Genomic DNA, 25129 nt, shown 5'->3' on the forward strand with positions numbered 1-25129 from the left:
AATGATAGAAGTGATTGATTGGACAGGAGCCGAAGCTACAGCCCTAATAGAGAACGAAGAAAAAACAGTATTATATGTATATACTCCAATGTGTGGAACATGCCAATTAGCAAAAAAGATGTTAACAGTCGTTGAGATGACAATTGAAGGCCTCAAAATTGGGATGTTAGATTTAAATTATGCTCCGTATTTAGCGAAAGAGTATGGGATTGAAAGTGTACCTTGTTTACTTGTTTTTGAAAATGGGAAACTGATGAAGAAGATATACGCATTTCATTCGGTTGAATATTTATATACGGAATTAAAGTAGGCGGCAAAATTTTTGCCGCCTCGACATATTTCTTGGGAAATATGTCGAGATGCAGGGTGGATACAGTATTTGTCGAGCGAAAATAACAGGATTGCTCTTTAGTGAGAGGGAATGGTATGTAATAGAAAGTGATATGAAGGATGTGATTTAGGATGAGATTATATTCTTTGCTTCAATCATTTGTAAATTACGCTAATGGTCAATATCATTTAGAACCGCTTTTAAGACAAGAGGAAAAAACTGTTAATTTTCGTTTTGGAGATGAAAGTTGTTCGTTACAAATTTCAAGAGATTATATAGAGCTGGTACATGAGGAAAGAGGAACGGAACAAATCATTTGCTTAGATGAAAAGGATATAGAACAATTGGTGAATGGAAATGTACGATTGCAAATGTTAATGAACGATGGACGTGTACAATATTCGGGAACGTATCGAACGATGTTATTAGTGGAATCGATGTTTCATATATGTAAACCGATGTCAGTAGGTGCTTAAAATTCTGAAGTTTCATTTTTTACGAAAATTTCTGTTGACATGGTGAGTGTATATTGATACAATTCAAGTCATAAAATATAGACAATTTAATAAATTTCAAATCAGACGAAAATTGAATCTGATTTCTCTTATCAAGAGAGGTGGAGGGACTGTGCCCTGTGAAGCCCGGCAACCGTCAACTTATGTTGAAATGGTGCCAATTCCTGCAAAGCGAATGCTTTGAGAGATGAGAGAGGGATAATGTTGTTATATACGCATATAAACCTTTCTGCTTCTCTAAAGCAGAAAGGTTTTTTTATTGTTTGAATGTGGAGGACATTCAAATAATAAAGGTAGTGATAACGGTGGACTACACGCATTAAACATAAAAAATTGCAGAGTCGACCTAAAATCTTTATGAAATCTAGCTCCAGCGGCTAGAACAGTCGGTCGTTTCATCCCTTCGTATGAGGCAAAAAGCGCCTCTACGTCAGGGATTCGGGCGTCCTCTTGTTCTAAACGAGCCGCTTGCGCTTTTTATTTAAAAAAGGGGTGAACATCATGATTCTATTAGAGAACGTAAAGAAAATATATAAGGCGAAAAGCGGTGATGTCACTGCTGTAGATAACGCCAATTTAAAAATAGACAAAGGTGAAATCTTTGGTGTTATCGGATATAGTGGCGCTGGAAAAAGTTCTTTAATCAGATTGTTTAATCAGTTAGAGAAACCGACTTCTGGCCAAATTACAATTGCGAATCGTGTTATATCAGCAATTACAGGAAGTGAACTTCGTAAGGCAAGGCAAGAAATCGGAATGATTTTTCAGCACTTTAACTTACTTTGGTCACGAACTGTACGTGAAAATATAGAGTTTCCACTTGAAATTGCAGGTGTTGATAAAGCGCAGAGAAGAAAACGTGTTGATGAATTAATTCATCTCGTTGGATTAGAAGGGAGAGGAGACGCGTACCCATCTCAGCTGAGCGGAGGACAAAAGCAACGCGTCGGGATTGCAAGAGCTTTAGCTAATAATCCACAAGTGCTTTTATGTGATGAAGCAACGTCAGCTCTTGATCCAGAAACGACAGATCAAATTTTGGATTTACTATTAGACATTAATAAGCGCCTTGGTTTAACAATTGTACTCATTACACATGAGATGCACGTGATTCGAAAGATATGTAACCGAGTAGCGGTAATGGAGAGAGGAAAGATTGTAGAAACAGGTCCAGTACTTGATGTATTCCGTAATCCGAAGCAAGATATTACGAAACGATTTGTACAGCAGTTAACAGATTCTGAAGATACAAATGAAACAATTGAAAGTTTAATTGAAAAATATCCAGATGGAAAAGTAATTCGTTTGCAGTTTATCGGTGAGGCTGTAGAAAGACCAGTGCTTCAACGATTAATGCAACGCAGTGATATAGAAGTTAGCATTTTGCAAGGAAATATTGCACAAACGAATAACGGTTCTTACGGTAGTTTAGTTGTTCATTTAAATGGTGAGGAAACAGCGATCCAGCAAGCAATAGAAGGAATTCATCAAGATCAAGTAGAGCTGGAGGTGATTGCACATGGATAAGTTACTCGCAAATGTTGATTGGAATCAAATGTTAGAAGCAACTGGTGAAACGTTATATATGACGGCAATCGCAGCTCTTGCGACATTTGTTTTAGGACTAATTTTAGGATTGTTACTCTTCATGACAGCGAAAGATAATTTATGGGAAAACAAATCAATTAATACGGTGATTGGAGCATTCGTAAATATATTCCGCTCTATACCGTTCATCATTTTAATTATTTTATTAATCCCATTCACAAAGATTCTTCTTGGAACAATTCTTGGAGCAAGTGCAGCTTTGCCGGCTTTAATTATTGGAGCGGCACCATTCTATGCGAGAATGGTTGAAATTGCACTTCGCGAAATTGATAAAGGTGTAATTGAAGCTTCAAAAGCAATGGGAGCAAAAACAAGCACAATTATTTTGAAAGTGTTAATTCCAGAATCATTACCAGCATTAGTATCTGGTATTACGGTTACGACAATTGCTTTAGTAGGCTATACAGCAATGGCGGGAGTTGTTGGTGCTGGTGGCCTTGGAACACTTGCTTACTTAGAAGGATTCCAGAGAGGGAATAACGATGTAACAATCGTTGCGACAATTTGTGTATTACTAGTTGTATTTTTAATCCAGTGGATTGGTGATAGTTTAACGACTCGAATAGATAAACGATAATAAAAACGGGAGGATATTTTAAATGAAAAAATTATTACTTACGGCACTTATTTCAACTTCAATTTTTGGGTTAGCTGCTTGTGGCGGGAAAGATAAAGATGAAAAGAAACTTGTTGTGGGTGCTTCTAACGTACCGCATGCTGAAATTTTAGAAAAAGCAAAACCGTTACTTGAGAAAAAAGGAATTGAATTAGAAGTGAAAAAATTCCAAGATTACGTGTTGCCAAATAAATCGTTAGCGGATAAGGAATTAGATGCAAACTATTTCCAGCACATTCCGTATTTAGAAAAAGAAATTAAAGATAAAAAATATGATTTTGAAATAGCAGGGAAAATTCATATTGAACCAATTGGTGTATACTCTCAAAAATATAAGAGCTTAAAAGAACTTCCAGACGGGGCGACAATCATTATGAGTAATTCCGTTACTGACCATGGACGTGGTTTAGCAATTTTACAAAAAGAAGGCATTTTAAAAATTAAAGACGGAGTAGATCCAGTTAGTGCAACTCCAAAAGATATTGCAGATAACCCGAAAAACTTAAAGTTCAAAACGGATATTGAGCCAGGTTTGTTACCACAAGTGTATAACAATAAAGAAGGCGACGCTGTTTTAATTAACTCAAACTATGCAATTGATGCAAAATTAAATCCAGAAAAAGATGCAATTGCAATTGAAGGTGATGATTCACCGTACGCAAACGTATTAGTGGTTCGTAAAGGTGATAAAGATAAAAAAGAGATTAAAGAGCTTGTAGAAGTATTGCATTCTAAAGAAATCGAAGACTTTATTAATAAAGAATATAAAGGGGCAGTTGTTCCTGTAAAAGAATAATTGCTGAAAAGGCTGGTGTATGCCAGCCTTTTTTATAACTACATAACTATAGGGGAGAAGGGGACATCATATGAAAAAGATTCTATTGTCAGTTGTTACAGCGCTGTCTGTATTTACATTAGCTGCTTGCGGAGGAAAAGAAGAGAATAAGCTTGTTGTTGGAGCCTCTAACGTGCCGCACGCTGTTATTCTAGAGAAGGCACAGCCAATATTAGAGAAAAAAGGCATTAAGTTAGAGATTAAAAAGTTCCAGGATTATGTACTGCCAAATAAAGCGTTAGCGGATAAAGAAATTGATGCGAACTACTTCCAGCATATTCCATACTTAGATAAAGAAATTCAAGAAAAGGGATATAAAATTGTAAACGCAGGAAAAATCCATTTAGAGCCGATGGGTATTTATTCTAAGAAATATAAAAGCTTAAAAGACTTACCAGATGGCGGAACAGTAATTATGAGTAATAACGTAGCGGAGCGTGGCCGTATGCTCGCATTATTACAAAAAGGAGGAGTTATTAAACTAAAAGATGGCGTAGATGTTGTTAAGGCAACAGTAAAAGATGTAGTCGAAAATCCGAAAAACTTAAAGTTTAAAACAGATGTAGAGCCTGGATTGTCACCAAAGCTGTATGAAAATAATGAAGGTGATGCTTTATTTATTAATTCAAACTATGCAATTGATGCAAAATTAAATCCAACAAAGGATGCAATTGCGATTGAAGGAGCAGACTCTCCATATGCAAACATCATTGCAGTTCGTAAAGGTGATGAGAAGAAAAAAGAAATTAAAGAGCTAGTAGAAGTGCTACATTCAAAAGAAATTCAAGATTTTATTAATAAAGAATATAAAGGTGCTGTACTTCCGGTAAGTGAATAATTATAAGGAAAGGATTGGAAAATTACCAGTCCTTTTTTCTTTATATAAATAAGAAGAAAGGTGTATCATAGAAAGATGCAAAGGAAATACTTATATACATTTGTGAAAAAACGGTTACTTTTTTTCGTCGTTTGCGATATCATTTTATTTGATATAAAATTAGAATGAGAATAAAATGAGAATATGAACGTTTTAGGAATTTTTAAAATGTATATATAGGATTAATGGAGGTATTGAGATGGCTGGTTCTACATTAACGGTTAAAGACTTACACGTATCAATTGATGGCAAAGAAATTTTAAAGGGTGTAAACCTTGAAGTAAAAGGTGGAGAAATCCACGCAATTATGGGACCTAACGGAACAGGTAAATCAACTTTATCTTCTGCAATTATGGGTCACCCAAAGTATGAAGTAACAGAAGGTAGCATCATCATCGACGGTGAAGATGTATTAGAAATGGAAGTAGATGAGCGCGCACAAGCGGGTCTATTCCTAGCAATGCAATATCCAAGTGAAATTAGCGGAGTAACAAACGCTGACTTCTTACGTTCTGCAATTAACGCACGTCGTGAAGAAGGCGATGAAATTTCTCTTATGAAATTTATCCGTACATTAGATAAAAACATGGAATTCCTAGAAATGGATCCAGAAATGGCACAACGTTACTTAAACGAAGGTTTCTCTGGTGGAGAGAAAAAACGTAACGAAATTCTTCAATTAATGATGATTGAGCCAAAAATCGCAATCTTAGATGAAATCGACTCAGGTCTTGATATCGATGCATTAAAAGTTGTATCTAAAGGTATTAACGAAATGCGCGGCGAAGAGTTCGGTTGCCTAATGATTACGCATTACCAACGTTTATTAAACTACATCACTCCAGACTTCGTTCACGTTATGATGAACGGTCGTATCGTTAAATCTGGTGGCCCTGAGCTTGCACAACGTCTAGAAGCTGAAGGTTACGACTGGATTAAAAAAGAATTAGGTATTGAAGACGAAACAACAGAGCAAGAAGCGTAAGAGAGGAGCATAAACATGACAATCGGTACATTACCTTTCGATCAAGAAACAATCCGTCAACGCGCAAGCGAAGTAAACGAAGCTGCTTGGTTGACTGAGTTCCGCTTACAAGCTCTTGCACAAGCAACTGAACTTCCAATGCCAACGCCTGATAAAACGAAAATTGACAAATGGGACTTTATCGGAAAAGGCGACGCTGCTAAGCAAGAGCCTGTAAGTTCTTTAACTGAACTTCCAGAAGCAGTGAAAAACTTAATCGATGAAAATAACAGCGTATTAGTGCAACGTACTGGTACAACTGCATTCGTTTCTTTAGCAGACGAAGCAAAAGAAAAAGGTGTTATTTTTACAGACATCGTAACAGCAGCAACTGAGCATGCTGAACTAGTACAAAAGTACTTAATGAAAGACGGCGTGAAAGTAGACGAGCATCGTCTAACTGCACTTCATGCTGCATTAATCAACGGCGGTGCATTCATATATGTTCCGAAAAACGTTGTTCTTGAAACTCCACTTCAAGCTGTATTCTTAGTAGACGGCGAAGAAGCTAACGTATATAACCACGTATTATTCGTAGCTGATGCGAACAGTACTGCAACTTATGTAGAAAACTACGTTGCAAATGAAAATGCTAAAGGTATTGCAAATATCGTAGCAGAAGTAATCGTGGAACAAGGCGCACAAGTGAAATTCGGTGCGGTTGATCTATTAGCAAAAGACGTAACAACTTACGTTAACCGCCGCGGCGTTGTAGGACGCGACGGCCGCATTGATTGGGCTCTAGGCCTTATGAATGACGGAAACACAATTTCAGAGAACGTTACAAACTTAATGGGCGACGGTTCATATGCTGATACGAAAACAGTAACAATTGGCCGTGGTAACCAAACACAAAACTTTACAACTAAAGTTGTTCACTTCGGTAAACATTCTGAAGGTTGGATTTTAAAACACGGTGTACAAAAAGATAGTGCAACATCTATCTTTAACGGAATTGGTAAAATTGAACACGGTGCATCTAAATCAAATGCACAACAATCTTCTCGCGTTCTTATGTTAGATGAAAAAGCACGCGGTGATGCAAACCCAATTCTTTTAATCGACGAAGATGATGTAATGGCAGGTCACGCAGCTTCAGTAGGTCGCGTAGATCCAATCCAACTATACTACTTGATGAGCCGTGGTATTCCAAAACGCGAAGCAGAACGTTTAGTCATCCATGGATTCTTAGCACCTGTAGTTAATGAGCTTCCAATTGAAGGAGTAAAGGCACAGCTTGTTGAGGTAATTGAAAGGAAAGTTCGCTAATGAATATTCATGAAATACGCAAACAGTTTCCAATTCTTGATCAAAAAGTGAACGGCAAACAACTTGTTTATTTCGATAGTGCAGCAACTTCTCAAAAACCAATTCAAGTCATTGAAACGTTAGAACGTTACTATAAAGAATATAATTCTAACGTGCATCGCGGTGTTCATACGCTCGGTACGAAAGCTACTGACGCGTATGAAGGTGCACGCGAGAAAGTTCGTAAGTTTATTAACGCGAAATCAATGGAAGAGATTATTTTCACGCGCGGAACGACAACTGCATTAAATACAGTAGCGGCTAGCTATGGTCTTGAAAATGTAAAAGAAGGCGATGAGATCGTTATTTCTTACATGGAGCACCATAGTAACATCATTCCGTGGCAACAAGTTGCGAAGAAAACTGGTGCAACTTTAAAATACCTTCCGCTTCAACCAGACGGTACAATTTCTTTAGAAGATGTTCGTCAAACAGTTACACCGAATACAAAAATCGTTTCTATTATGCAAGTTTCAAACGTGCTTGGAACGATTAACCCTGTAAAAGAAATCGGAGCAATCGCACACGAAAATGGCGCAATTATGGTCGTTGACGGTGCACAAAGTACACCTCATATGAAAGTGGATGTACAAGATTTGAACTGTGATTTCTACGCATTATCTGCTCATAAGATGTGTGGACCTACAGGCATCGGCGTATTATATGGTAAAAAAGAATTGCTGAACAATATGGAGCCAATTGAATTTGGCGGTGAAATGATTGATTTCGTAGATTTACAAGAATCTACGTGGAAAGAGCTTCCGTGGAAGTTCGAAGCAGGTACACCGATTATCGGTAATGCAATCGGACTTGGTGCGGCAATTGATTTCCTAGAAGAAATCGGTCTTCATAATATTGAAAAGCATGAACATGAATTAGCGCAATATGCTTTAGAAAGACTATCAGAAGTAGATGGCGTTACAATTTATGGTCCAAAGCATCGCGCTGGTCTTGTTACATTTAATATTGAAGACGTACATCCTCACGATGTAGCGACAGTATTAGATGTAGAAGGTATTGCGGTTCGCGCAGGACACCACTGTGCACAACCGCTTATGAAGTGGCTAAAAGCTTCTTCAACAGCACGTGCGAGCTTCTATTTATATAATACAAAAGAAGAAATTGATACATTTGTTGAATCGCTAATCAAGACAAAGGAGTATTTCACAAATGTCATTTAATAATTTAGATACGTTATATCGTCAAGTTATTATGGATCATTATAAGAATCCTCGTAACAATGGCGTGCTAGAAGATAGTGTTACAGTAAACTTGAACAATCCAACTTGCGGCGATCGTATTCAACTTACGATGAAAGTAGAAGAAGGTATTGTGCAAGAAGCGAAGTTTGAAGGAGAAGGATGTTCTATCTCAATGTCTTCAGCTTCCATGATGACACAAGCAGTAAAAGGTAAGAAAATTGAAGAGGCACTTCAGCTTTCTAAAATTTTCTCTGACATGATGCTAGGAAAAGAGTACGATGACAGCATCGATTTAGGAGATATTGAAGCATTACAAGGCGTATGCAAGTTCCCTGCACGTATTAAATGTGCAACATTAGCGTGGAAAGCGTTAGAAAAGGGCTTAAACGAAGAGAAGTAATGTTAAAGGTTCCTAAAAACGAGGTTATCTAAGGAGGGACACACCAACATGGCGAAGCAACTGCCAGATATCGGCGATTATAAATATGGTTTCAAAGACAAAGACGTTTCGATTTTCCGTGCTGGACGCGGTTTAACAAAAGAAATCGTTGAAGAAATTTCACGTATGAAAGAAGAACCACAGTGGATGTTAGACTTCCGTTTAAAATCACTGGATAAGTTCTACGAAATGCCAATGCCACAATGGGGCGGCGACTTAAACGACTTAGATTTCGATGAAATTACGTACTACGTAAAACCATCTGAGAAATCTGAGAAGTCTTGGGATGAAGTACCTGATGAAATTAAAGCAACATTTGATAAATTAGGTATTCCAGAAGCTGAGCAAAAATATTTAGCTGGTGTATCTGCACAGTACGAATCTGAAGTTGTATACCACAACATGAAAGAAGACCTAGAAGCTCTAGGAATCGTCTTCAAAGATACAGATAGCGCATTAAAAGAGAACGAAGATATTTTCCGTGAACATTTCGGAAAAGTAATCCCACCAACAGACAACAAATTCTCTGCATTAAACTCTGCAGTTTGGTCTGGTGGATCATTCATCTACGTTCCAAAAGGTGTTAAAGTTGATACACCACTTCAAGCGTATTTCCGTATTAACTCTGAAAATATGGGACAATTCGAGCGTACGCTTATCATCGTAGACGAAGGCGCACACGTACACTACGTAGAAGGTTGTACAGCACCTGTTTACACGACTAACTCACTTCACAGTGCGGTAGTAGAAATCATCATTAAAAAAGATGCATATTGCCGTTATACAACAATCCAAAACTGGGCGAACAACGTATACAACCTAGTTACAAAACGTGCGGTTTGTGAAGAAAACGCAACGATGGAGTGGATTGACGGTAACATCGGATCTAAATTAACGATGAAATACCCAGCAGTTATCTTAAAAGGCGAAGGCGCTCGTGGTTTAACATTATCTATCGCGATTGCCGGTAAAGGCCAACACCAAGATGCTGGTGCGAAAATGATTCACTTAGCACCAAACACGTCTTCAACAATCGTTTCTAAATCGATTGCGAAGCATGGTGGTAAAGTAACTTACCGTGGTATCGTACACTTCGGACCAAAAGCGAAAAACTCTCGCTCTAACATCGAGTGTGACACGTTAATCATGGATAACCAATCTACATCTGATACAATTCCTTACAACGAAATCAAAAACGATTACGTTTCACTTGAGCACGAAGCGAAAGTATCTAAAGTATCAGAAGAACAATTATTCTACCTAATGAGCCGCGGTATTTCTGAGCAAGAAGCTACAGAAATGATCGTAATGGGCTTCATCGAGCCATTCACTCGCGAACTTCCAATGGAATACGCAGTTGAAATGAACCGTCTAATCAAGTTTGAGATGGAAGGTTCTATTGGTTAAATAGAAATGCGGAGCCGACTGTTCAGACCCGTTGGCTAAGATTCTTTCGCACAGAAGATGCTTTTCATCTTCTAGTGCGGAAGGTTCTTAGACATGATGGTCTAGGAGGCAAAGCTGGATAATATATGTATGAAGAAAGCGCCCTGCTGTGCAGGGCGCTTTTTTGTTTTGCGGATTTGTCTTGGCTTGGGAGAGGGTACCCGGGTGGGTGTTCAGTTAAATATATCAGCGATTTTTCAAATATATCGACCATAACTCGGAATATATCAGCGATTATTTCAATATATCAACGTTTCGACAAGGAATATCGATTTGTCGACAAGATAAGACAAAAGAAAATCCTCACATACCCCAAACATTTTATAAGAACAGAGAACGACTAGGTTTAAGATAAAGATACTGACAAATCCACTTGAACAACCACCCACTGAATTCTCTATTAAACTTTTTGACAAATCCACCCCTCCCTCCACTATTTGGAATTCTTTCCTGCATTAGCAAAAGTTTCTCATATAAAAAGGACAATCTTTTGCTTTTTCTCACAATGCGAGTACAATGTAAAATAGCAAGAAAAGACGAAAAGTATTTACAGGATTATTGCGTACGCATAGCGTAAATGGCAGTAAGGAACTGAGGGGAGGTTTTTTCTCTGAATATAAATAAAGAAACAATCATCCATCTTTATCATACAAACGATATACATAGTCATTTTGAAAATTGGCCGCAAATTTCTCGGTTTGTTCTAGGGGAGAAAAAGCGAAGACAGGAAGCGGGAGAGACCGTCTTGACAGTTGATATCGGAGATCATGTGGATCGTTTTCATAGTATTTCGGAAGCGACAAATGGCCTTGGGAATACGAAGCTTTTGAATGAGGCGTTATATGATTATGTAACGATCGGAAATAATGAAGGCATTACGTTAGCGAAAGAGCATTTAAATCGGCTCTATGATGATGCTGGATTTGAAATACTTGTCGCAAATTTATTTGAAAAAGAAGGGGTACGTCCGTCATGGGCAAGGCCTTATAAATTGCATACAACGACGGATGGGATTACCATTGCTTTTATTGGATTAACGGTAGCTTATCCAGAGTTTTATCAGATGCTCGATTGGCATATTGAAGATCCCATTATTCATTTAGAGTCTATTTTAGAAGAAGTGAAAGATGAGGCTCATATTACGGTTGTCCTTTCTCACCTTGGAAAAAGTATGGATGAGTATATGGCAGAGCATTATGATATAGATGTTATTTTAGGAGCACATACGCATCATTTATTTGAGCGTGGTATTCTACTGAATAATACTTTACTTTGTTGTTGTGAAAAGTGGGGACGTTACGTTGGTCACGTGCAGCTTACTGTGGATATAGAGACGAAGAAATTGCTGAAAAAAGACGGTAGAGCGATTAAGACGGAACGGTTAGGTGCTTATAGCGAGCCGTTATCCACAATTGAAATACTGCAGGAAGAAAGTGAGCATATAATGGCAGAGTCTGTCGTTCATTTAAAAGAGTCATTACCGGTTGATTGGTTTCAGGAGACGCCGTTTTCTCACATGTTAGCAAGTGCGCTGAAAACATGGTGCAATGCAGAGATTGGCATGGTGAACGCTGGTGTACTTCTTGAAGGGGTAGAAGAGGGTGTTGTAACGCGCGGAGATATTCACAGAATTTGTCCACATCCAATTAATCCGTGTGCTTTGAAAGTTCCAGGAAAGATATTAAGAGAAGTTATTTTGAAAGCACGTAAGCCGAATATGGAGAATCTTGAGGTGAAAGGATTCGGATTTCGGGGAAAAGTGATGGGGAAAATGATTTACGCTGGTGTAGAAGTCATTCCAGATACGATTCCCGGGAATAAAATTTTACTCGAAGATGTATTAATTAACGGGGAATCGCTGGAATTAGATCGTATATATACAGTAGGAACGATTGATATGTTTACATTTGGCTACTTATACCCAGAGCTATCCACACTTTCTGACAAACAATATTATATGCCAGAACTACTTAGAGATGTGTTAACAGATATGTTAATAACTTATACATCTTCCGTTAAACTATAGGCTAGTTAACTTGTAACACTCATTTTTCTCTTGTCATACAGATAAGAAAGAGAGGAGTGTGAACTATGGTTAATGTGGAGCCAATTATAATTGATAATTATACGTTTATTGCAGTTAGCGTGAAACTTCCAAAGACGAATTTGCTAGCTGTAATGAGCGATAAAGGATATATTATGTGTGGTGCATTAGATGTAGGTCTTTTAAATGAGAGATTAGGTGATAGAGGAATTATTGCTGGCCGTGCGGTTGGTGTAAGAACGATTGAACAACTTCTTGAAGCACCGCTAGAATCAGTAACGATTGAAGCCGAAGCTTTAGGTATTACGACTGGCACAATCGGAAAAGAAGCATTATTAAAAATGAGATAAGCATATATCGTCCCTCCTTCTTGCATAGAAATGATATAAGAAGGAGGTTTTTTTATGAGTATATTTCGCTCGAAAAACTCGCGGTTTCGAAGGGGACCTATTGCCTTTCGGTATATACTGCTTATGTCGTTTATTCTTTTTGTTATATTACTTACGCAAGGGTTGTGGATTGTGAATAATAATATTCAGCCGACCTTAATTAAATATGGGGAAGTAGAGACACATAAAATGGCGACGGCAATTATGACGAAGGCAGTAAAGGATCGAATTAATGAAGGATTCGATGTAGATTCATTAATGAAAGTACAGAATGATAAAAACGGAAAAGTATCCACAATTAATTTAAATACAAAGCAAGTAAATGAAATCGTAACATCAACGACCACGTACATAGAAAAATATTTACAGCAAGTAGAACAAGGGAAGTTGAAGGAGCTAGGTATTTCTGAAAAAAACGGCGCGACTATGGCAGTTCCTTTTGGGCGTGTAACTGATAATGCACTTCTTGGTAATATAGGACCAGATATTCCGATTCATTTCACGCCAGTTGGACATGTGAATACAGATATTAAACAAAAAATTGAGCCGCATGGGATTAATACTACAGCGATTCAAATTGTTATGGAAATGGAAGTAACATTGCAAGTGATTATTCCATTTCATACGAAAGAGATAAAGGTGAAACAAAATGTTCCGATTGCGACGCGTATCGTTCAAGGGGAAGTGCCTACGTATTATGGAAGCGGAAGTGTTGCTGTACCTGATAAAAAGAAAACAGATAGTTAGTTGTAAATAAAGTGAAACTCGGCTCAGTCAGGCTTTTACTGGATAAAAAATAACCGTAGCAATGCAGCTACGGTTATCGTTTTGTATTTGCTCGTTCTTTGCGCTCCCAAAGGCTTAAATGCATGTATGGATCGAAGGCCCATTCTGTATAGCCATTGTCTTTATACATGCCAAAATGTAAGTGGGGCGGAAATTTTCCGGCTGTACCAGGAGGTCCATAACCAGTGCTACCAACAAATCCGATTACTTTCCCTGGCTCAACAATTTGTCCAAGCTGTATTTCTTTTGAGAACCCGCCTAAATGAGCGTAATAATGGTAATTGTTATGAAGGTCGCGAATACCAATGCGCCATCCACCAAGGCGGTTCCAACCTTTCGTTTCAATAATGCCATAGCAAGTTGATCTTACTGGCACGCCATATCCGGCAAAAATATCGGTTCCTTCATGAATCCTTCTGCCGCCAAAACTTCTTCCAGCGCCGAAAGTACTACGGTAGCTATGGTCACTACGGATCGGAAGAGGAAAAGCATTTCCTTCTAAATTAATACGTCCATAATGTTTATAAATTTGGGCGTATTCGCTAATTAAATCAACTGTTTTGGCACGTTTATAATATTCCCAGAGCATAATTTTAATACGGTCTTCTGACGTTCCTTGTTTCCTTAAAATAGTCGCTGCGGTATGCAGAAGATCACGGTCGCTATTTGCATTTGCAAATCCATCTTTGTCACCATCTAAACCTATTCCGCCAAATAGAGAAATTGTATGGGGGAGAGTATCGTTACTATTAATAGGTCCAGCCCATACTTCTGGTTTGAAATAAAGGGAAATGATGGCATCTGGTTTTTTCGGAATATCTTTTCTTACGCTCCGTATATTTCTTTCATATTGATCCATTGCAGCTAAGTAATACCATGGAATGCCTGAAGACTGCTCGGTTTCTTTATATAGTGCCATGCGCTTTTCGTATATGCTTTGCTGATTATCTTCACCGTAAGCGATGTTTTGGTGGAGAAGAAAACAAATAGAAAGCAAAAGAGAAATTTTTCGAAGCATGAAATAGACTCCTTTCACAACATCACTCTTTTTAGTGTGGGATATACGGAGTATTTCATTATAGGGAACGATTGGAAAAAATCTTAGAATCTTCATTTGAGCAAATCGCTTTCATACGTTAGAATAGATATGTTACATTGAAAGAAGCGAACACGGTAAACTATTTCATATTGTGCGGAGTTGATAACCATGACAAAACAAACAGAATATAAGCGCAAGCCCGAATGGTTGAAAATTAAGTTAAACACGAATGAAAACTATACAGGCTTAAAGAAAATGATGCGTTCTAAAAATCTTCATACCGTTTGTGAGGAAGCAAAATGTCCGAATATTCATGAATGCTGGGCTGTAAGAAAAACAGCAACATTTATGATTTTAGGTGCGGTTTGTACACGTGCTTGTCGTTTTTGTGCGGTTAAAACAGGCTTACCAACTGAGCTTGATTTACAAGAACCAGAACGCGTGGCAGATTCAGTAGTACAAATGGGCTTAAAGCACGTTGTTATAACAGCGGTTGCACGTGATGATTTAAAGGACGGGGGAGCAGCTGTTTTTGCTGAAACAGTACGAGCAGTACGTCGTAAAAATCCATTCACGTCTATCGAAGTATTACCATCTGATATGGGTGGAGTAGAAGAAAACTTAAAAATGTTAATGGATGCAAAACCAGATATTTTAAACCATAACATTGAAACAGTACGTCGATTATCTGACCGAGTTCGCGCTAGAGCAAAATATGAACGTTCATTAGAGTTTTTACGTCGAGCGAAAGAAATGCAGCCTGATATTCCAACTAAATCGAGCATTATGGTGGGCTTAGGTGAAACGAGAGAAGATTTAATTGAAGCAATGGATGACTTACGTGCAAACAATGTGGATATTTTAACTCTTGGGCAATACCTACAACCATCTAAGAAGCATTTACCAGTTCTTAAATATTACCCACCAGCAGAATTTGCAGAGCTTAAAGAAATTGCACTTAGCAAAGGATTTAGCCACTGTGAAGCTGGCCCACTTGTGCGTTCTTCTTACCATGCGGACGAGCAAGTACGTTCTGCAAAAGAAAAAACAGCAGAAGCTAAATAATGAAAAAAGAGAGCTAACGATTAGCTCTCTTTTTGTTTATACTCTAAAACGGTATTTGGACATGTTAATAAAATCTTTTTTAATTCTTCTGTGGATAATTCAATTGTAAATTCAGGTACACCAGGTGTAATTAAAATTTTATCGTACGTATAAATAGCGTTATCCACAATAATTGTTACATCGTGTGAATATCCGAAAGGAGCCACACATCCCGGCGTACAACCAGTTTTGTCTCGCAGTTCATCAGGAGAACAGAGAGATAACCGTTCTCCTGTTAGTTCTTTCATTTCTCCCCGGTTGAGTCTTGTGCCCTCTAACGTAAAAAATACGTAATAATCTCCAGACTTTGATTTTAAAAATAAGCTTTTACTTGGAGTGCCTTGTAAGCCGAGTCTCTCACGTACAATCCGATCTGTCTCATAATCGAGTACTGGTTCGTGTTCAAATTTTTCATAAGAAACATTTGTTTTATGTAGTAGAGCAAGTACATCTTCGTACATATGGAGTGATACCCCTTTCTATTATTAGTACAGTTTCTTCTCGTGGCGTCAACTGAATGTTTTGGAAAGGGATATTACTTGGACGATGCTTCCCATAAGCGTTTTATGATACATTGTTCGTCGATTGTAATTTCGTAAATATCAGGATTCGTTAAAGTTCTCCATTCATTAAAGCCAATCGTATGATCAAAATGCTTTAAAATGAGCGTAAGTAAATTGCCATGTGTAACAAGTAGTGTTGTCGTATGGTTTAATTGTAAAACGTCTTGAATAAGCGATATGGCACGGTCTGTTGCTTGTTTTGTTGACTCTCCGCCTGAAAAGGCAATATCTATATTTGTAAAAGTAGATTCTAGTTTTTGCATCCAATCATCCATTGGAACATTGCTCAATATGCGTTCAGTTAATCGTTCATCTTCTTGGATAGATAAGTTAGCTTGGAGCGCATAGGGCCGAATGGAATCGATAGCTCGGACAAATGGGCTTGAAATAATATGATCGATTTGTAGATGATTTTCTAAGAGGAATGTAGCAAGGGTATTTGCTTGGTCTTTTCCATCGGTCGTTAATTCAGCATCACGTTTTTGCCCAGTTGCTGAACAATGTCGTATTACAATAATTTTCTTCATAATTCATCCCCATCTTTCAAGTTGACGCTATATACTTCGACAAATGTGGAAATAATTCCTTTTTCTTGGAAAACGGCATATGGATTTAAATATGTGGAAAAGTAATGTGGATAATGAACATTTGAGGTGCAATCATGAATAAAATGATATGTATTGTAGTTAGTCTTTGTTTTTTTATACACTTGTCCACAACTTATGCAGAGTCGAATCAAAAAGTAAATTATCCAAGCAATCGAAATAAGTCATTTGTGAGTGAGGATATTTTTTATAAACAGTTAGATAAGAAAATCTATAAAGAATACAATAATGCAGCATATAGTGTTCGAAAAAAATCTTATTTAAAGAAGTGCCCGATGAAGAATTTTCTTTCCTACAAAAAACAGCCGTGGGTTTTCGGAGTAGTGTGATGCTTCAAGATTTTTTTGTTCATCCTGATCGCCAAGTTTATTTTTTCACTTCCTTTTCTCAAAATGAAGTAGAAGAGTTTCATAAATATATCGTTATAGATGCAGAAACAAAGAGGCAGCTGCAAGAAGGAAAAAGCTATCAGCATTGCGACAATCCATAAAAAATAAACCACCAATCGGTGGTTTATTTTTTACTCCGGTACACTCATTAATTTCGCTTTCATTTTGCGAATAAGAACGACAGCGCCAATTGTACAAAGAAGTGTAATTCCTTCTGCAACGAAGATATTGATTGTTTTTGTTTGGTAAAGTGCCGCGAAAAAGTCTACAAATGCGTGGAATAGTATAGCGTATACTAGGAAGATATATTTCTTCTGTTTTACTGCGTATAAAACAAGCATTGTAAAGGCGATTTGAAGCACGAGTGCCATAATTCTTTCTAAGCTACCAAGGAAGTATAAGTAGGCAGGTTGCTGAATTAACATGTCCTGTAAAATGCTCAGCTCGGGTTTTTGTTCAATCAGTCGAGCGAAGCTACCATCGTTAATAGAATTAGCAAAGATTAATGCTTGTAATGCAGAAAAACCGCCAATTAAAATAGATTCAATTCCGCCGTGACCAATTCCATAAGCGAAGCCATCTTTATATTCTAGATATTTTTTTAGTAAGAAGAAGAAGGCAACGAAGCGTCCTAATTCTTCAAAAATACCAGCAGTCAATCCGCCATAAATTGCGAAGACAAACGGATTTTCTAAAAATGGAGCGATTGTTGGATTACCGCGCATAAATAGGTGGAATGGTGTTTCAAGAATTTGGGTAAATCCGATAAAGATAAGAACACCAATGCCGACCACTTTCCAATTCATATTATATTTTTTACGGAAATAAACGAGTACAATAATTGGGACCAGAATCGAGACAATGAGTTGAAAGATGATGCTGGCAATTACAGTATTTGAAACCATACTTTCACCGCTTTCTAATATATGTACATATCTATTATGCATGAAATATAGGAGAGATGAAACTTTTTAAGATAAAATGAATTTACTTATTGACTCTAACGTTGCGTCATACTTTATCGTATGTATTAAGGGGGAGATACAAATGACAATGAGAGTAAAAGAAGTAGCTGATTTAGTTGGAATTAGTGTGCGCACACTGCATCATTACGATGAAATTGGGTTGTTAACCCCAGACGAGACGACAGAGTCTGGATATCGTCTGTATTCCAATGAAAATTTAGAGACATTGCAGCAAATTTTGTTTTTTAAAGAGCTTGGCTTCCCTTTGAAAAAAATTAAAGAGATTATCATGAGTCCATCATTTGATCGCGAAGAGGCACTACAGCTTCATAAGAAAATGCTTCTTGAAAAGCGTGCTAGATTAGATAAGGTGATTGCGACGATTGATAAAACAATTCAGCATACAAAAGGAGAGATTGAAATGACGAATAAAGAGAAATTTGAAGGATTCGATTTCAGCCATAACCCATATGAAGAAGAAGCACGGGAAAAATGGGGAGACGCAGCTGTAGATAAAGCGAACGAATATGCAAAAGGTATGTCAAAAGAGAACCAAGAGGAGTTTAATGCTATTTATAGAAATTTAGCAGCGCTTAGACACGGAGCACCAGATTCTAAAGAGGCACAAGAAGCAATCGGAGTGTGGTACGATTACTTGCAAAACTTCGGTGCATATTCATTAGATGCTTTTAAAGGACTCGGTCAAATGTATGTCGCTGATGAGCGCTTCATGAAAAATATCGATAAGTTTGGTGAGGGGTTAGCTCAGTTTATGTGTGATGCGATGGAGGTTTATGCGGATCGTAATAAAAAATAAAAAGTAAAACAGGTGGAGATTTTCTCCACCTGTTTTACTTTTTAATCATATCATTCAAAGTCTGATCTCCCGTATTGTTCAAATGAGGATTTTTACTCATTTCACGTTTTAGCATATCGAGGCTTTGCGTATATTCTGTATCATTTAATGCGCCAGATTGAAGACCTTGAATTTGGGAAATCAACTTTTGGTCTGTTGATACATATGCTTTATAATAGCGAGGGACGATGGACAAAGCAGCTCTATATACTTGATCTGCTACGAGTTTTGGATCCGTTGTGTTTGCACGGTATACAACAAATACTTCATCATCGGTAACGAGCGTAGCAGCGTTTGTAACGTCAGGAAGTTTGACTGTCATACTTGTAATCATTTCAGCAACTTTCTCACGGTTAATGGCTCCTACTTGTTTGTTAGATACTTCATGCTTTTGTTTAGATGAATAGCCGACTCTTGTGAGCCGTGTATTTGTATTTTCCGTATGATACATGTCGTTTTTATTGGAAACAAGAACACGGCTTCCTTCTTCACGTTCCATTTCAGCTTTGTTCGCTGATTGGCAGCCTGCAAATAAGGAAATAGTGAGAAGGGAAAGTAAAATTTGTTTTTTCACGATGTATCACCTCCTTCTCCATAGCATGTACTAATTTGCAATTTTTTGTATTTGAAATTGTTGGTTGTTATGCTTTGTGATACGATAAAAAGAAGAATGCTTAGAGAGGAAGTTAATGATGGAGCAAAAGCAAGAGATTCATGCTACGGTGAGCATTAATAATGTGCAGTACGAAGTAATTAAAAACTTTCGTGACGGTTTTAGTGAAGAAGCATTTAAAGAGCGCTATGCAGAAATTTTAAATAAATATGATTATATCGTTGGAGACTGGGGATATGAGCAACTTAGATTGCGCGGATTCTTTGATGATAGTAACCAACGTGCGACATATGATACGAAAATTAGTACGTTAACGGAGTATTTATACGAGTACTGTAACTTCGGTTGCGCACATTTCGTATTACGAAAAATGAAGAAATAAAAAAATCCTCTTACGATTGTAAGAGGATTTTTTGTATATTCTCATTTATAAACAAATCGAGATATGATCGCCTTCAGAAAGTATTGTATTTGGTTTCATTTGTTTTCCGTTCAATTGAATATCCCCGTTTTTAATTTTATCCACAATGAGTGTACGGCTCCAGTCGGAAATATATGTGGATAAGGCCTTATCTATTCGGTGGGAACCCAAAATGATGTCTAATACGATTGTGATTTCAGCTATGCCGTTTTCTTTATGTTGCATAATAGAAATAGTAGTTGTTTCGGCTTGATCTTGCTGCGTCATATCGACTGTTTCAACGTGATCAGTAAATGATTTATAAATACGCAGTTTTTGATTCCACGTATGATCTTTCGGACATTTATAAATGGCAAAGCGGTATATGTTTTTTCCGTTGGCGTTATGCCTACGAATATTCGTGTCAGTAAATAAGGTAGTGCGTCTGCAATTTTTACAATACTTTTCGATTGTGTTTTGCTCATTTTCATATAAACTCCAAGAAAGTTGTACTTTCTGCATTTTTCTTCACCTCTTATAGTAGTGGCAAAGAAACGTAATACAGCTATTTGGATGTCTTGTAGTATGAAGACATGAGAAAAAGACAAAAATAAAAGGAGGTTCCCTTAGGAACCTCCGTAAACATCATACTACAGATGCGTTACGTTCCTTTGTAATGGGAATGGGCAGACTACTCCCTTGAAAAAGCGTGGTGCTTTTTTGAGAGTAATGCTATCCAATTGCTGGTCCATTACAAAGTAAATGTTGGCATACGTAGATAACGTCCTTTCTATCCAAATAGATTTATTCTTAATTATAACATATTAGTTTGAAAATTAAAAATAATTACAATGAAAAAACACCAGCTAAAACAGCTGGTGCCTAAGATAAATTATATAAGTTCAAATAAAAATGAGCGTAGTTCTTCTGCAATTTCTTCAGTCATAGAAAATGCGTGCTCTAAGTAGCCTGGTTCGTTTAAATCGTCAGCGCCGATGATTGCAAATTTATTGCGCTGCATATCAAGGACAATTGTTTTACCGTAATGACGATCAGAGTATAAAAGCGCTAAATCGTGACGCTCATTTTCTCCCATAAAGCTAACGAAACGAGTTTTTGTAGCGACAGTATCGTCGTACAGAAAGAAACGTTCTTCCATACACATGGCTCCTTTATTAAATATCTAAGTTTAAGTGTGGTTTATGATCTAAATGGTGATGCGTTTTAATGAATCGTACTGTTCTTGTTTTGTAACGCATTACGATAGAGTATGTTTCAGCTAAATCTCCACCAAGGAATTTAACACCGTCTAATAACTCACCAGCAGATACACCAGTTGCTGAGAAGATTGCATCATCCCCAGATACTAAGTCATCTAACATAAGAAGTTGACGAGGATCTTCTAATCCCATTTCACGACAACGAGCTTCTTCTTCTTCGTTCATTGGAACTAAACGAGCTTGCATTTCACCTTCAAGGCACTTTAATGCTGCTGCAGAAATAACACCTTCTGGAGCTCCGCCAATACCTACGAATAAGTCGATACCCGTTCCAGGTAGTGCTGTTGCGATTGACGCACCAACATCACCGTCACCAAATAATTTTACGCGTGCACCTTTTGCACGAACACGGTCAATAATATCTTGATGACGTTCACGTTCTTGAACGATAACTGTTAGATCGCGAATCTTTTTATTGTTAGCTTCTGCTACAATTTCAATTGTTTTTTCAATTGGATCATCTAAGCTAATTTTACCAGCTGCTTTTGGACCAACCGCGATTTTTTCCATGTACATATCAGGAGCATGAAGAAGGTTCCCTTTGTCTGCGATTGCAATAACTGCCATTGCATTTGCAAGACCTTTTGCAACGATGTTTGTACCTTCTAATGGATCAACGGCGATGTCTACTTCTGGACCGTTACCTGTTCCTAGTTCTTCACCAATATACAACATCGGTGCTTCATCAAGTTCTCCTTCACCAATTACAACTGTACCTGCCATGTTTACTGAATCGAACATATCACGCATTGCTGTAGTTGCTGCATCATCTGCTTCATTTTTCTTTCCGCGGCCCATCCACTGTGCGGATGCTAGGGCTGCTGCTTCTGTTACACGGACAATTTCTAGTGCGAGTTCACGTTCCAAGATTCCATTCCTCCAATTTCAAAAATCATACAAATATAACTATAACAAATAACGGAGAAAAGGTGAATTCGAAAAATTGTCGATTTTTTCAGAAGAAAGCGTTACAATTAAAATGTAAATGCTTTAATTTCCAGGTAGGTGACATTCATGTATTTTGTAGACAGAAAGAAAATAGAACAAATGCTAGTATGTTTAGAACGAGCAACAAGTACATTTCAAGAGAAAAAGATATATGAAACCGAGTTTGAATTTTACGCATTAGAGCGCATAGCCCATCTTATTATTGATACTGTATTAGATGCCGGGAATGCGATGATTGATGGATTTATTATGCGCGATCCAGGAAGCTATGAAGATATTATTGATATTTTAATGGACGAGCGAGTGATAAGTGAAGAAGATGGACAAGGGATGAAAGAAATTATCCTTCTTCGAAAAATGCTTACGCAAGACTATATTCAAATGAATCATGATGAATTATATAAGACGATTCAAAAACATATTGCAGTGGTAGAGAAATACCCAGCAAATGTTCGCAGTTATTTAGAAAAGGAATTAGGACCTGTATCTGCATTTGTACCAGAATAATTATGCTTATAAGATCCCCAGAGAATGCCTTTTGGGGATCTTATATTATATGTGAGAAAGAAAAGGGAGAAGGGTGAAGTATGGGGGAAGCACGTACTACGAAAGACGAAATTGTACAATTGTTGAAAGTAAAGGGAGAGCACACGGTAGCGGAACTAGCTGACGTTTTAGAGATTACAGAAATGGCGATCCGAAGACATTTAAGTAATCTTGAGAAAGACGGACTTATTTATTCTAAGATGGTAAGGCAACATGTCGGAAGACCAACTTATTTGTATGGATTAAGTGAAAAGGGAGAAGATACATTCCCGAAAGAGTATAAGCAATTTGCGATTGATATGCTAGAAGATTTAGCTCGAATGGGTGATGAAAAAATACTTCGTTACGTTTTAAAAGAGAGAACGAAGCGAATGGAAGAACAGTTACAAAAGAGAGTGAGTAATCAAAAGAATTTAGCATATAAAGTGCAAGAGATAGCAGCTATGCAAGAGAAAAACGGTTATATGGTTCAAATAAAGAGAGATGGAGAGAATTCTTTCGTAATTGAAAAACAAAACTGTCCGTTAAAGGAAATTGCAGAGAGATTCCCGCAAGTATGCGAAGATGAAAAAGAGATGTATAAGCGTTTATTTGCAGGGGCAGATGTAAAGACGTTAGCAAATATGTGTGAGGGCGATTGTAGTTGTTCTTACCAAGTAAAAGAGAAAAAATGAACGTTATGGGGCGCTTTTAGGTAAAGCGTTTTTTTCTTTGGAAAAAGCGGGTAATATAAGAGTGGTATGATAAGGTGAGAACGTTAGCATAGAAGGAGAGACATAATCGATGTATAAAGGTTACTTAATTGACTTAGACGGTACGATGTATCGCGGAGAAGAACAAATTGAAGAGGCAAGCGACTTCGTAAAAGCATTAGGAGAGCGCGGCATTCCTTATTTATTCGTTACGAATAACTCAACGCGTAAACCAGAACAAGTGGCAGAAAAACTTGTTCGTTTCGATATTCCAGCGAAAGCAGAGCAAGTATTCACAACGAGTATGGCGACTGCGAACTTCATTTATGAACGTAAACAAGACGCAACTGTATATATGATTGGTGAAGAAGGCTTACACGATGCACTTGTGGAAAAAGGATTTGAACTTGTGGATGAAAATCCTGATTTCGTTGTTGTTGGTTTAGATCGTGACATCACATATGAAAAGTTAGCAAAAGCATGTCTTGCTGTGCGTAACGGCGCAACGTTTATTTCCACAAATGGAGACATTGCCATTCCGACTGAGCGCGGATTATTACCAGGTAACGGCTCATTAACATCAGTTGTAGCAGTATCAACAGGTGTGGATCCAATCTTTATCGGAAAACCAGAATCAATCATTATGGAACAAGCTTTAAAAGTACTTGGCATAGAAAAAAATGAAGCATTAATGGTTGGGGATAACTACGATACAGACATTTTAGCAGGAATAAATGCTGGCATGCATACCCTTCTTGTCCACACTGGAGTCACAACTGTGGAGAAGTTAACAGAATACGAAGTACAACCAACGCAAGTTGTGCATAACTTGACGGAGTGGATTGAGAAGATGTAATGAAGAAAGCTGTTCCAAACTTTGGAACAGCTTTTTTTCTAATATTTGCGGGCAGCCCGATTGGTGTGGGCTAACATTCAGTTGTGACTAGTGTCGATTTTTGTCGGTAAGTCGATATATTTGAAAAATCGCCGATATAATCTGAGTTGCGCCGATATATTTAGAAAATCGCTGATATAATCTGAGTTGCGCTGATATATTTAGAAAATCACTGATATAATTTTATTAGAACGCACGATTCACAACGTCTTTAACCTCTTCAAGATATTGTTTACGCACACTGTTATCCACAGAAGGAACACTTGTATAGAATGTATGCTCAATTGTTTCAATGCCTGTAAATTCAAAAATACCAACATCCGCTGTTTTCTTCATTGCATCAAACATGCCGCCTGCTGTGTATGCTTCTTTCGTATTGCCCATTGTAGATAATAACAATCCTTTTTTACCGCTTAATAACTTTTCAATGCCGTTTTCACCGTAAGCATAAGCAAATCCATGGCTAAACACACGGTCAACGTATCCTTTTAAAATAGCAGGAAGCCCCGCCCACCAAACTGGATAAATGAATGTAATGCTGTCAGCCCAAGAGATATGTTCTTGTTCTTTTTTAATATCTTCTGGTGTATTTCCTTGAGAAAATGAGATGAAATCGGAAGCGCCTAATACTGGATTAAAGTTTAATTCGTATAGATCGCGAACGCGTACTTCGTGACCTTTTCCTTCTAATTCACTTTTTACCGTTTCTAAAATCGCATGGTTGAAGCTTTCTGTATTCGGGTGTGCATAAACGATTACATGTTTCATTTTTCTTCCTCCTATTTGTGGATATGTGAATAGTTATTTGTATATA

29 protein-coding genes, 1 pseudogene and 1 riboswitch are annotated in these 25129 nt (G+C 37.6%); of the genes and pseudogenes, 21 read left to right on the forward strand and 9 right to left on the reverse strand.

Translation table 11 applies throughout. The features are described 5' to 3' along the window. The first annotated feature begins 1 nt into the window (after window position 1). The 14 genes from EBQ15_RS14095 (at window position 2) to yunB (ending at window position 13381) form a co-directional block, all read left to right on the forward strand. A complete protein-coding gene (locus EBQ15_RS14095) occupies window positions 2–310 on the forward strand; it encodes a thioredoxin family protein (RefSeq protein WP_002001388.1) in 309 nt (102 codons plus the stop codon). Between the two features lie 152 nt (window positions 311–462). Continuing rightward, on the forward strand, window positions 463–807 hold the full coding sequence (locus EBQ15_RS14100; protein ID WP_001242139.1) for a hypothetical protein: 345 nt from the start codon (window positions 463–465) through the stop codon (window positions 805–807). Between the two features lie 125 nt (window positions 808–932). Beyond that, a riboswitch (SAM riboswitch) is annotated at window positions 933–1040 on the forward strand. A gap of 307 nt (window positions 1041–1347) precedes the next feature. Further along, window positions 1348–2373 carry a methionine ABC transporter ATP-binding protein gene (locus EBQ15_RS14105; protein ID WP_000601767.1) on the forward strand — a complete coding sequence of 342 codons (1026 nt, stop codon included), beginning with the start codon at window positions 1348–1350 and terminating at the stop codon, window positions 2371–2373. Beyond that, on the forward strand, window positions 2366–3031 hold the full coding sequence (locus EBQ15_RS14110) for a methionine ABC transporter permease (protein WP_000359401.1): 666 nt from the start codon (window positions 2366–2368) through the stop codon (window positions 3029–3031). The genes EBQ15_RS14105 and EBQ15_RS14110 overlap by 8 nt, the downstream gene beginning before the upstream one ends. Window positions 3032–3053: 22 nt before the next feature. Next, window positions 3054–3866, forward strand: coding sequence for a methionine ABC transporter substrate-binding lipoprotein MetQ (gene metQ / locus EBQ15_RS14115; protein WP_000735097.1), 813 nt, complete (start codon window positions 3054–3056; stop codon window positions 3864–3866). 70 nt (window positions 3867–3936) lie between these two features. Then, on the forward strand, window positions 3937–4743 hold the full coding sequence (metQ, locus tag EBQ15_RS14120; protein ID WP_000722399.1) for a methionine ABC transporter substrate-binding lipoprotein MetQ: 807 nt from the start codon (window positions 3937–3939) through the stop codon (window positions 4741–4743). Window positions 4744–4981: 238 nt separating this feature from the next. Continuing rightward, window positions 4982–5767, forward strand: a complete 786-nt coding sequence (sufC, locus tag EBQ15_RS14125; protein ID WP_000929160.1) for a Fe-S cluster assembly ATPase SufC — start codon at window positions 4982–4984, stop codon at window positions 5765–5767. Window positions 5768–5782: 15 nt separating this feature from the next. Continuing rightward, window positions 5783–7075, forward strand: a complete 1293-nt coding sequence (sufD, locus tag EBQ15_RS14130; protein ID WP_000152164.1) for a Fe-S cluster assembly protein SufD — start codon at window positions 5783–5785, stop codon at window positions 7073–7075. Next, on the forward strand, window positions 7075–8295 hold the full coding sequence (sufS, locus tag EBQ15_RS14135) for a cysteine desulfurase SufS (protein WP_001020769.1): 1221 nt from the start codon (window positions 7075–7077) through the stop codon (window positions 8293–8295). Before sufD ends, sufS begins: the two co-directional genes overlap by 1 nt. Continuing rightward, window positions 8285–8716 (forward strand): Fe-S cluster assembly sulfur transfer protein SufU, encoded by a 432-nt coding sequence (gene sufU / locus EBQ15_RS14140; RefSeq protein ID WP_000009526.1) that lies wholly within the window; start codon window positions 8285–8287, stop codon window positions 8714–8716. The genes sufS and sufU overlap by 11 nt, the downstream gene beginning before the upstream one ends. Window positions 8717–8764: 48 nt before the next feature. Then, a complete protein-coding gene (gene sufB / locus EBQ15_RS14145; protein ID WP_001118827.1) occupies window positions 8765–10162 on the forward strand; it encodes a Fe-S cluster assembly protein SufB in 1398 nt (465 codons plus the stop codon). 673 nt (window positions 10163–10835) lie between these two features. Beyond that, window positions 10836–12227 carry a bifunctional metallophosphatase/5'-nucleotidase gene (locus tag EBQ15_RS14155; RefSeq protein WP_082186610.1) on the forward strand — a complete coding sequence of 464 codons (1392 nt, stop codon included), beginning with the start codon at window positions 10836–10838 and terminating at the stop codon, window positions 12225–12227. Between the two features lie 65 nt (window positions 12228–12292). Further along, entirely contained in the window at window positions 12293–12595 is a 303-nt protein-coding gene (locus EBQ15_RS14160) for a YunC family protein (protein WP_000248470.1), read from the forward strand. Between the two features lie 54 nt (window positions 12596–12649). Further along, window positions 12650–13381 (forward strand): sporulation protein YunB, encoded by a 732-nt coding sequence (yunB, locus tag EBQ15_RS14165; RefSeq protein ID WP_000021805.1) that lies wholly within the window; start codon window positions 12650–12652, stop codon window positions 13379–13381. A 73-nt stretch (window positions 13382–13454) separates the two neighbouring features. On the opposite strand, the gene EBQ15_RS14170 is transcribed toward yunB, so the two are convergent. Continuing rightward, window positions 13455–14438, reverse strand: coding sequence for a M23 family metallopeptidase (locus EBQ15_RS14170; protein ID WP_000944688.1), 984 nt, complete (start codon window positions 14436–14438; stop codon window positions 13455–13457). 189 nt (window positions 14439–14627) lie between these two features. Between EBQ15_RS14170 and lipA the strand changes: the two genes are divergently transcribed. Further along, window positions 14628–15524 carry a lipoyl synthase gene (gene lipA / locus EBQ15_RS14175; RefSeq protein ID WP_000166372.1) on the forward strand — a complete coding sequence of 299 codons (897 nt, stop codon included), beginning with the start codon at window positions 14628–14630 and terminating at the stop codon, window positions 15522–15524. A 20-nt stretch (window positions 15525–15544) separates the two neighbouring features. On the opposite strand, the gene EBQ15_RS14180 is transcribed toward lipA, so the two are convergent. Together EBQ15_RS14180 and EBQ15_RS14185 are read right to left on the reverse strand one after the other, a co-directional pair. Continuing rightward, on the reverse strand, window positions 15545–16024 hold the full coding sequence (locus EBQ15_RS14180) for a YbaK/EbsC family protein (RefSeq protein ID WP_000272747.1): 480 nt from the start codon (window positions 16022–16024) through the stop codon (window positions 15545–15547). A gap of 74 nt (window positions 16025–16098) precedes the next feature. After that, entirely contained in the window at window positions 16099–16653 is a 555-nt protein-coding gene (locus tag EBQ15_RS14185; RefSeq protein WP_000721049.1) for a histidine phosphatase family protein, read from the reverse strand. Between the two features lie 134 nt (window positions 16654–16787). On the opposite strand from EBQ15_RS14185, the pseudogene EBQ15_RS14190 reads away from it, so the two are divergent. Further along, a pseudogene (locus EBQ15_RS14190) lies at window positions 16788–17221 on the forward strand (hypothetical protein). Window positions 17222–17251: 30 nt separating this feature from the next. Here EBQ15_RS14190 and EBQ15_RS14195 read toward each other — a convergent pair. Beyond that, window positions 17252–18067 (reverse strand): YhfC family intramembrane metalloprotease, encoded by an 816-nt coding sequence (locus tag EBQ15_RS14195; RefSeq protein ID WP_033683531.1) that lies wholly within the window; start codon window positions 18065–18067, stop codon window positions 17252–17254. Between the two features lie 100 nt (window positions 18068–18167). Here EBQ15_RS14195 and EBQ15_RS14200 point away from each other — a divergent pair, with 100 nt between their 5' ends. Then, window positions 18168–18902, forward strand: a complete 735-nt coding sequence (locus tag EBQ15_RS14200) for a MerR family transcriptional regulator (protein WP_000178773.1) — start codon at window positions 18168–18170, stop codon at window positions 18900–18902. Between the two features lie 34 nt (window positions 18903–18936). On the opposite strand, the gene EBQ15_RS14205 is transcribed toward EBQ15_RS14200, so the two are convergent. Beyond that, entirely contained in the window at window positions 18937–19515 is a 579-nt protein-coding gene (locus EBQ15_RS14205; RefSeq protein ID WP_000744128.1) for a YhcN/YlaJ family sporulation lipoprotein, read from the reverse strand. A gap of 118 nt (window positions 19516–19633) precedes the next feature. On the opposite strand from EBQ15_RS14205, the gene EBQ15_RS14210 reads away from it, so the two are divergent. Continuing rightward, a complete protein-coding gene (locus EBQ15_RS14210) occupies window positions 19634–19936 on the forward strand; it encodes a YutD family protein (protein WP_000435942.1) in 303 nt (100 codons plus the stop codon). Between the two features lie 45 nt (window positions 19937–19981). Here the strand turns inward: EBQ15_RS14210 and EBQ15_RS14215 are convergent, their stop codons facing one another. The 3 genes from EBQ15_RS14215 to glpX form a co-directional block, all read right to left on the reverse strand. Then, entirely contained in the window at window positions 19982–20476 is a 495-nt protein-coding gene (locus EBQ15_RS14215; protein WP_001174573.1) for a hypothetical protein, read from the reverse strand. Window positions 20477–20846: 370 nt separating this feature from the next. Then, window positions 20847–21113, reverse strand: a complete 267-nt coding sequence (locus EBQ15_RS14220; RefSeq protein ID WP_000392606.1) for a DUF3055 domain-containing protein — start codon at window positions 21111–21113, stop codon at window positions 20847–20849. 16 nt (window positions 21114–21129) lie between these two features. Then, window positions 21130–22101, reverse strand: coding sequence for a class II fructose-bisphosphatase (gene glpX / locus EBQ15_RS14225; RefSeq protein WP_000439090.1), 972 nt, complete (start codon window positions 22099–22101; stop codon window positions 21130–21132). Between the two features lie 147 nt (window positions 22102–22248). Between glpX and EBQ15_RS14230 the strand changes: the two genes are divergently transcribed. The 3 genes from EBQ15_RS14230 (at window position 22249) to EBQ15_RS14240 (ending at window position 24276) form a co-directional block, all read left to right on the forward strand. Continuing rightward, on the forward strand, window positions 22249–22689 hold the full coding sequence (locus EBQ15_RS14230; protein WP_000274008.1) for a DUF86 domain-containing protein: 441 nt from the start codon (window positions 22249–22251) through the stop codon (window positions 22687–22689). Between the two features lie 80 nt (window positions 22690–22769). After that, window positions 22770–23402, forward strand: a complete 633-nt coding sequence (locus EBQ15_RS14235; protein ID WP_000503346.1) for a helix-turn-helix transcriptional regulator — start codon at window positions 22770–22772, stop codon at window positions 23400–23402. 109 nt (window positions 23403–23511) lie between these two features. After that, window positions 23512–24276: a TIGR01457 family HAD-type hydrolase gene (locus EBQ15_RS14240; protein WP_000276467.1), complete on the forward strand. Its 765-nt coding sequence runs from the start codon at window positions 23512–23514 to the stop codon at window positions 24274–24276. A 225-nt stretch (window positions 24277–24501) separates the two neighbouring features. On the opposite strand, the gene EBQ15_RS14245 is transcribed toward EBQ15_RS14240, so the two are convergent. After that, entirely contained in the window at window positions 24502–25083 is a 582-nt protein-coding gene (locus EBQ15_RS14245) for an NAD(P)H-dependent oxidoreductase (protein ID WP_000683447.1), read from the reverse strand. Between the last annotated feature and the right edge of the window lie 46 nt (window positions 25084–25129).

The organism is Bacillus sp. 2D03 (assembly GCF_003946765.1).
GTDB classification, from domain to species: Bacteria; Bacillota; Bacilli; order Bacillales; family Bacillaceae_G; genus Bacillus_A; species Bacillus_A cereus.

Coding starts and splice junctions, on each gene's coding strand:
- EBQ15_RS14105 (WP_000601767.1), top strand. CDS start 1,348: ATGATTCTATTAGAGAACGTAAAGAAAATATATAAGGCGAAAAGCGGT.
- EBQ15_RS14170 (WP_000944688.1), bottom strand. CDS start 14,438: ATGCTTCGAAAAATTTCTCTTTTGCTTTCTATTTGTTTTCTTCTCCAC.
- EBQ15_RS14100 (WP_001242139.1), top strand. CDS start 463: ATGAGATTATATTCTTTGCTTCAATCATTTGTAAATTACGCTAATGGT.
- EBQ15_RS14185 (WP_000721049.1), bottom strand. CDS start 16,653: ATGAAGAAAATTATTGTAATACGACATTGTTCAGCAACTGGGCAAAAA.
- lipA (WP_000166372.1), top strand. CDS start 14,628: ATGACAAAACAAACAGAATATAAGCGCAAGCCCGAATGGTTGAAAATT.
- EBQ15_RS14230 (WP_000274008.1), top strand. CDS start 22,249: ATGTATTTTGTAGACAGAAAGAAAATAGAACAAATGCTAGTATGTTTA.
- EBQ15_RS14240 (WP_000276467.1), top strand. CDS start 23,512: ATGTATAAAGGTTACTTAATTGACTTAGACGGTACGATGTATCGCGGA.
- EBQ15_RS14200 (WP_000178773.1), top strand. CDS start 18,168: ATGACAATGAGAGTAAAAGAAGTAGCTGATTTAGTTGGAATTAGTGTG.
- metQ (WP_000722399.1), top strand. CDS start 3,937: ATGAAAAAGATTCTATTGTCAGTTGTTACAGCGCTGTCTGTATTTACA.
- sufU (WP_000009526.1), top strand. CDS start 8,285: ATGTCATTTAATAATTTAGATACGTTATATCGTCAAGTTATTATGGAT.
- EBQ15_RS14245 (WP_000683447.1), bottom strand. CDS start 25,083: ATGAAACATGTAATCGTTTATGCACACCCGAATACAGAAAGCTTCAAC.
- sufS (WP_001020769.1), top strand. CDS start 7,075: ATGAATATTCATGAAATACGCAAACAGTTTCCAATTCTTGATCAAAAA.
- EBQ15_RS14235 (WP_000503346.1), top strand. CDS start 22,770: ATGGGGGAAGCACGTACTACGAAAGACGAAATTGTACAATTGTTGAAA.
- metQ (WP_000735097.1), top strand. CDS start 3,054: ATGAAAAAATTATTACTTACGGCACTTATTTCAACTTCAATTTTTGGG.
- EBQ15_RS14210 (WP_000435942.1), top strand. CDS start 19,634: ATGGAGCAAAAGCAAGAGATTCATGCTACGGTGAGCATTAATAATGTG.
- yunB (WP_000021805.1), top strand. CDS start 12,650: ATGAGTATATTTCGCTCGAAAAACTCGCGGTTTCGAAGGGGACCTATT.
- EBQ15_RS14215 (WP_001174573.1), bottom strand. CDS start 20,476: ATGCAGAAAGTACAACTTTCTTGGAGTTTATATGAAAATGAGCAAAAC.
- sufD (WP_000152164.1), top strand. CDS start 5,783: ATGACAATCGGTACATTACCTTTCGATCAAGAAACAATCCGTCAACGC.
- EBQ15_RS14110 (WP_000359401.1), top strand. CDS start 2,366: ATGGATAAGTTACTCGCAAATGTTGATTGGAATCAAATGTTAGAAGCA.
- sufB (WP_001118827.1), top strand. CDS start 8,765: ATGGCGAAGCAACTGCCAGATATCGGCGATTATAAATATGGTTTCAAA.
- EBQ15_RS14220 (WP_000392606.1), bottom strand. CDS start 21,113: ATGGAAGAACGTTTCTTTCTGTACGACGATACTGTCGCTACAAAAACT.
- sufC (WP_000929160.1), top strand. CDS start 4,982: ATGGCTGGTTCTACATTAACGGTTAAAGACTTACACGTATCAATTGAT.
- EBQ15_RS14180 (WP_000272747.1), bottom strand. CDS start 16,024: ATGTACGAAGATGTACTTGCTCTACTACATAAAACAAATGTTTCTTAT.
- EBQ15_RS14195 (WP_033683531.1), bottom strand. CDS start 18,067: ATGCATAATAGATATGTACATATATTAGAAAGCGGTGAAAGTATGGTT.
- EBQ15_RS14160 (WP_000248470.1), top strand. CDS start 12,293: ATGGTTAATGTGGAGCCAATTATAATTGATAATTATACGTTTATTGCA.
- EBQ15_RS14095 (WP_002001388.1), top strand. CDS start 2: ATGATAGAAGTGATTGATTGGACAGGAGCCGAAGCTACAGCCCTAATA.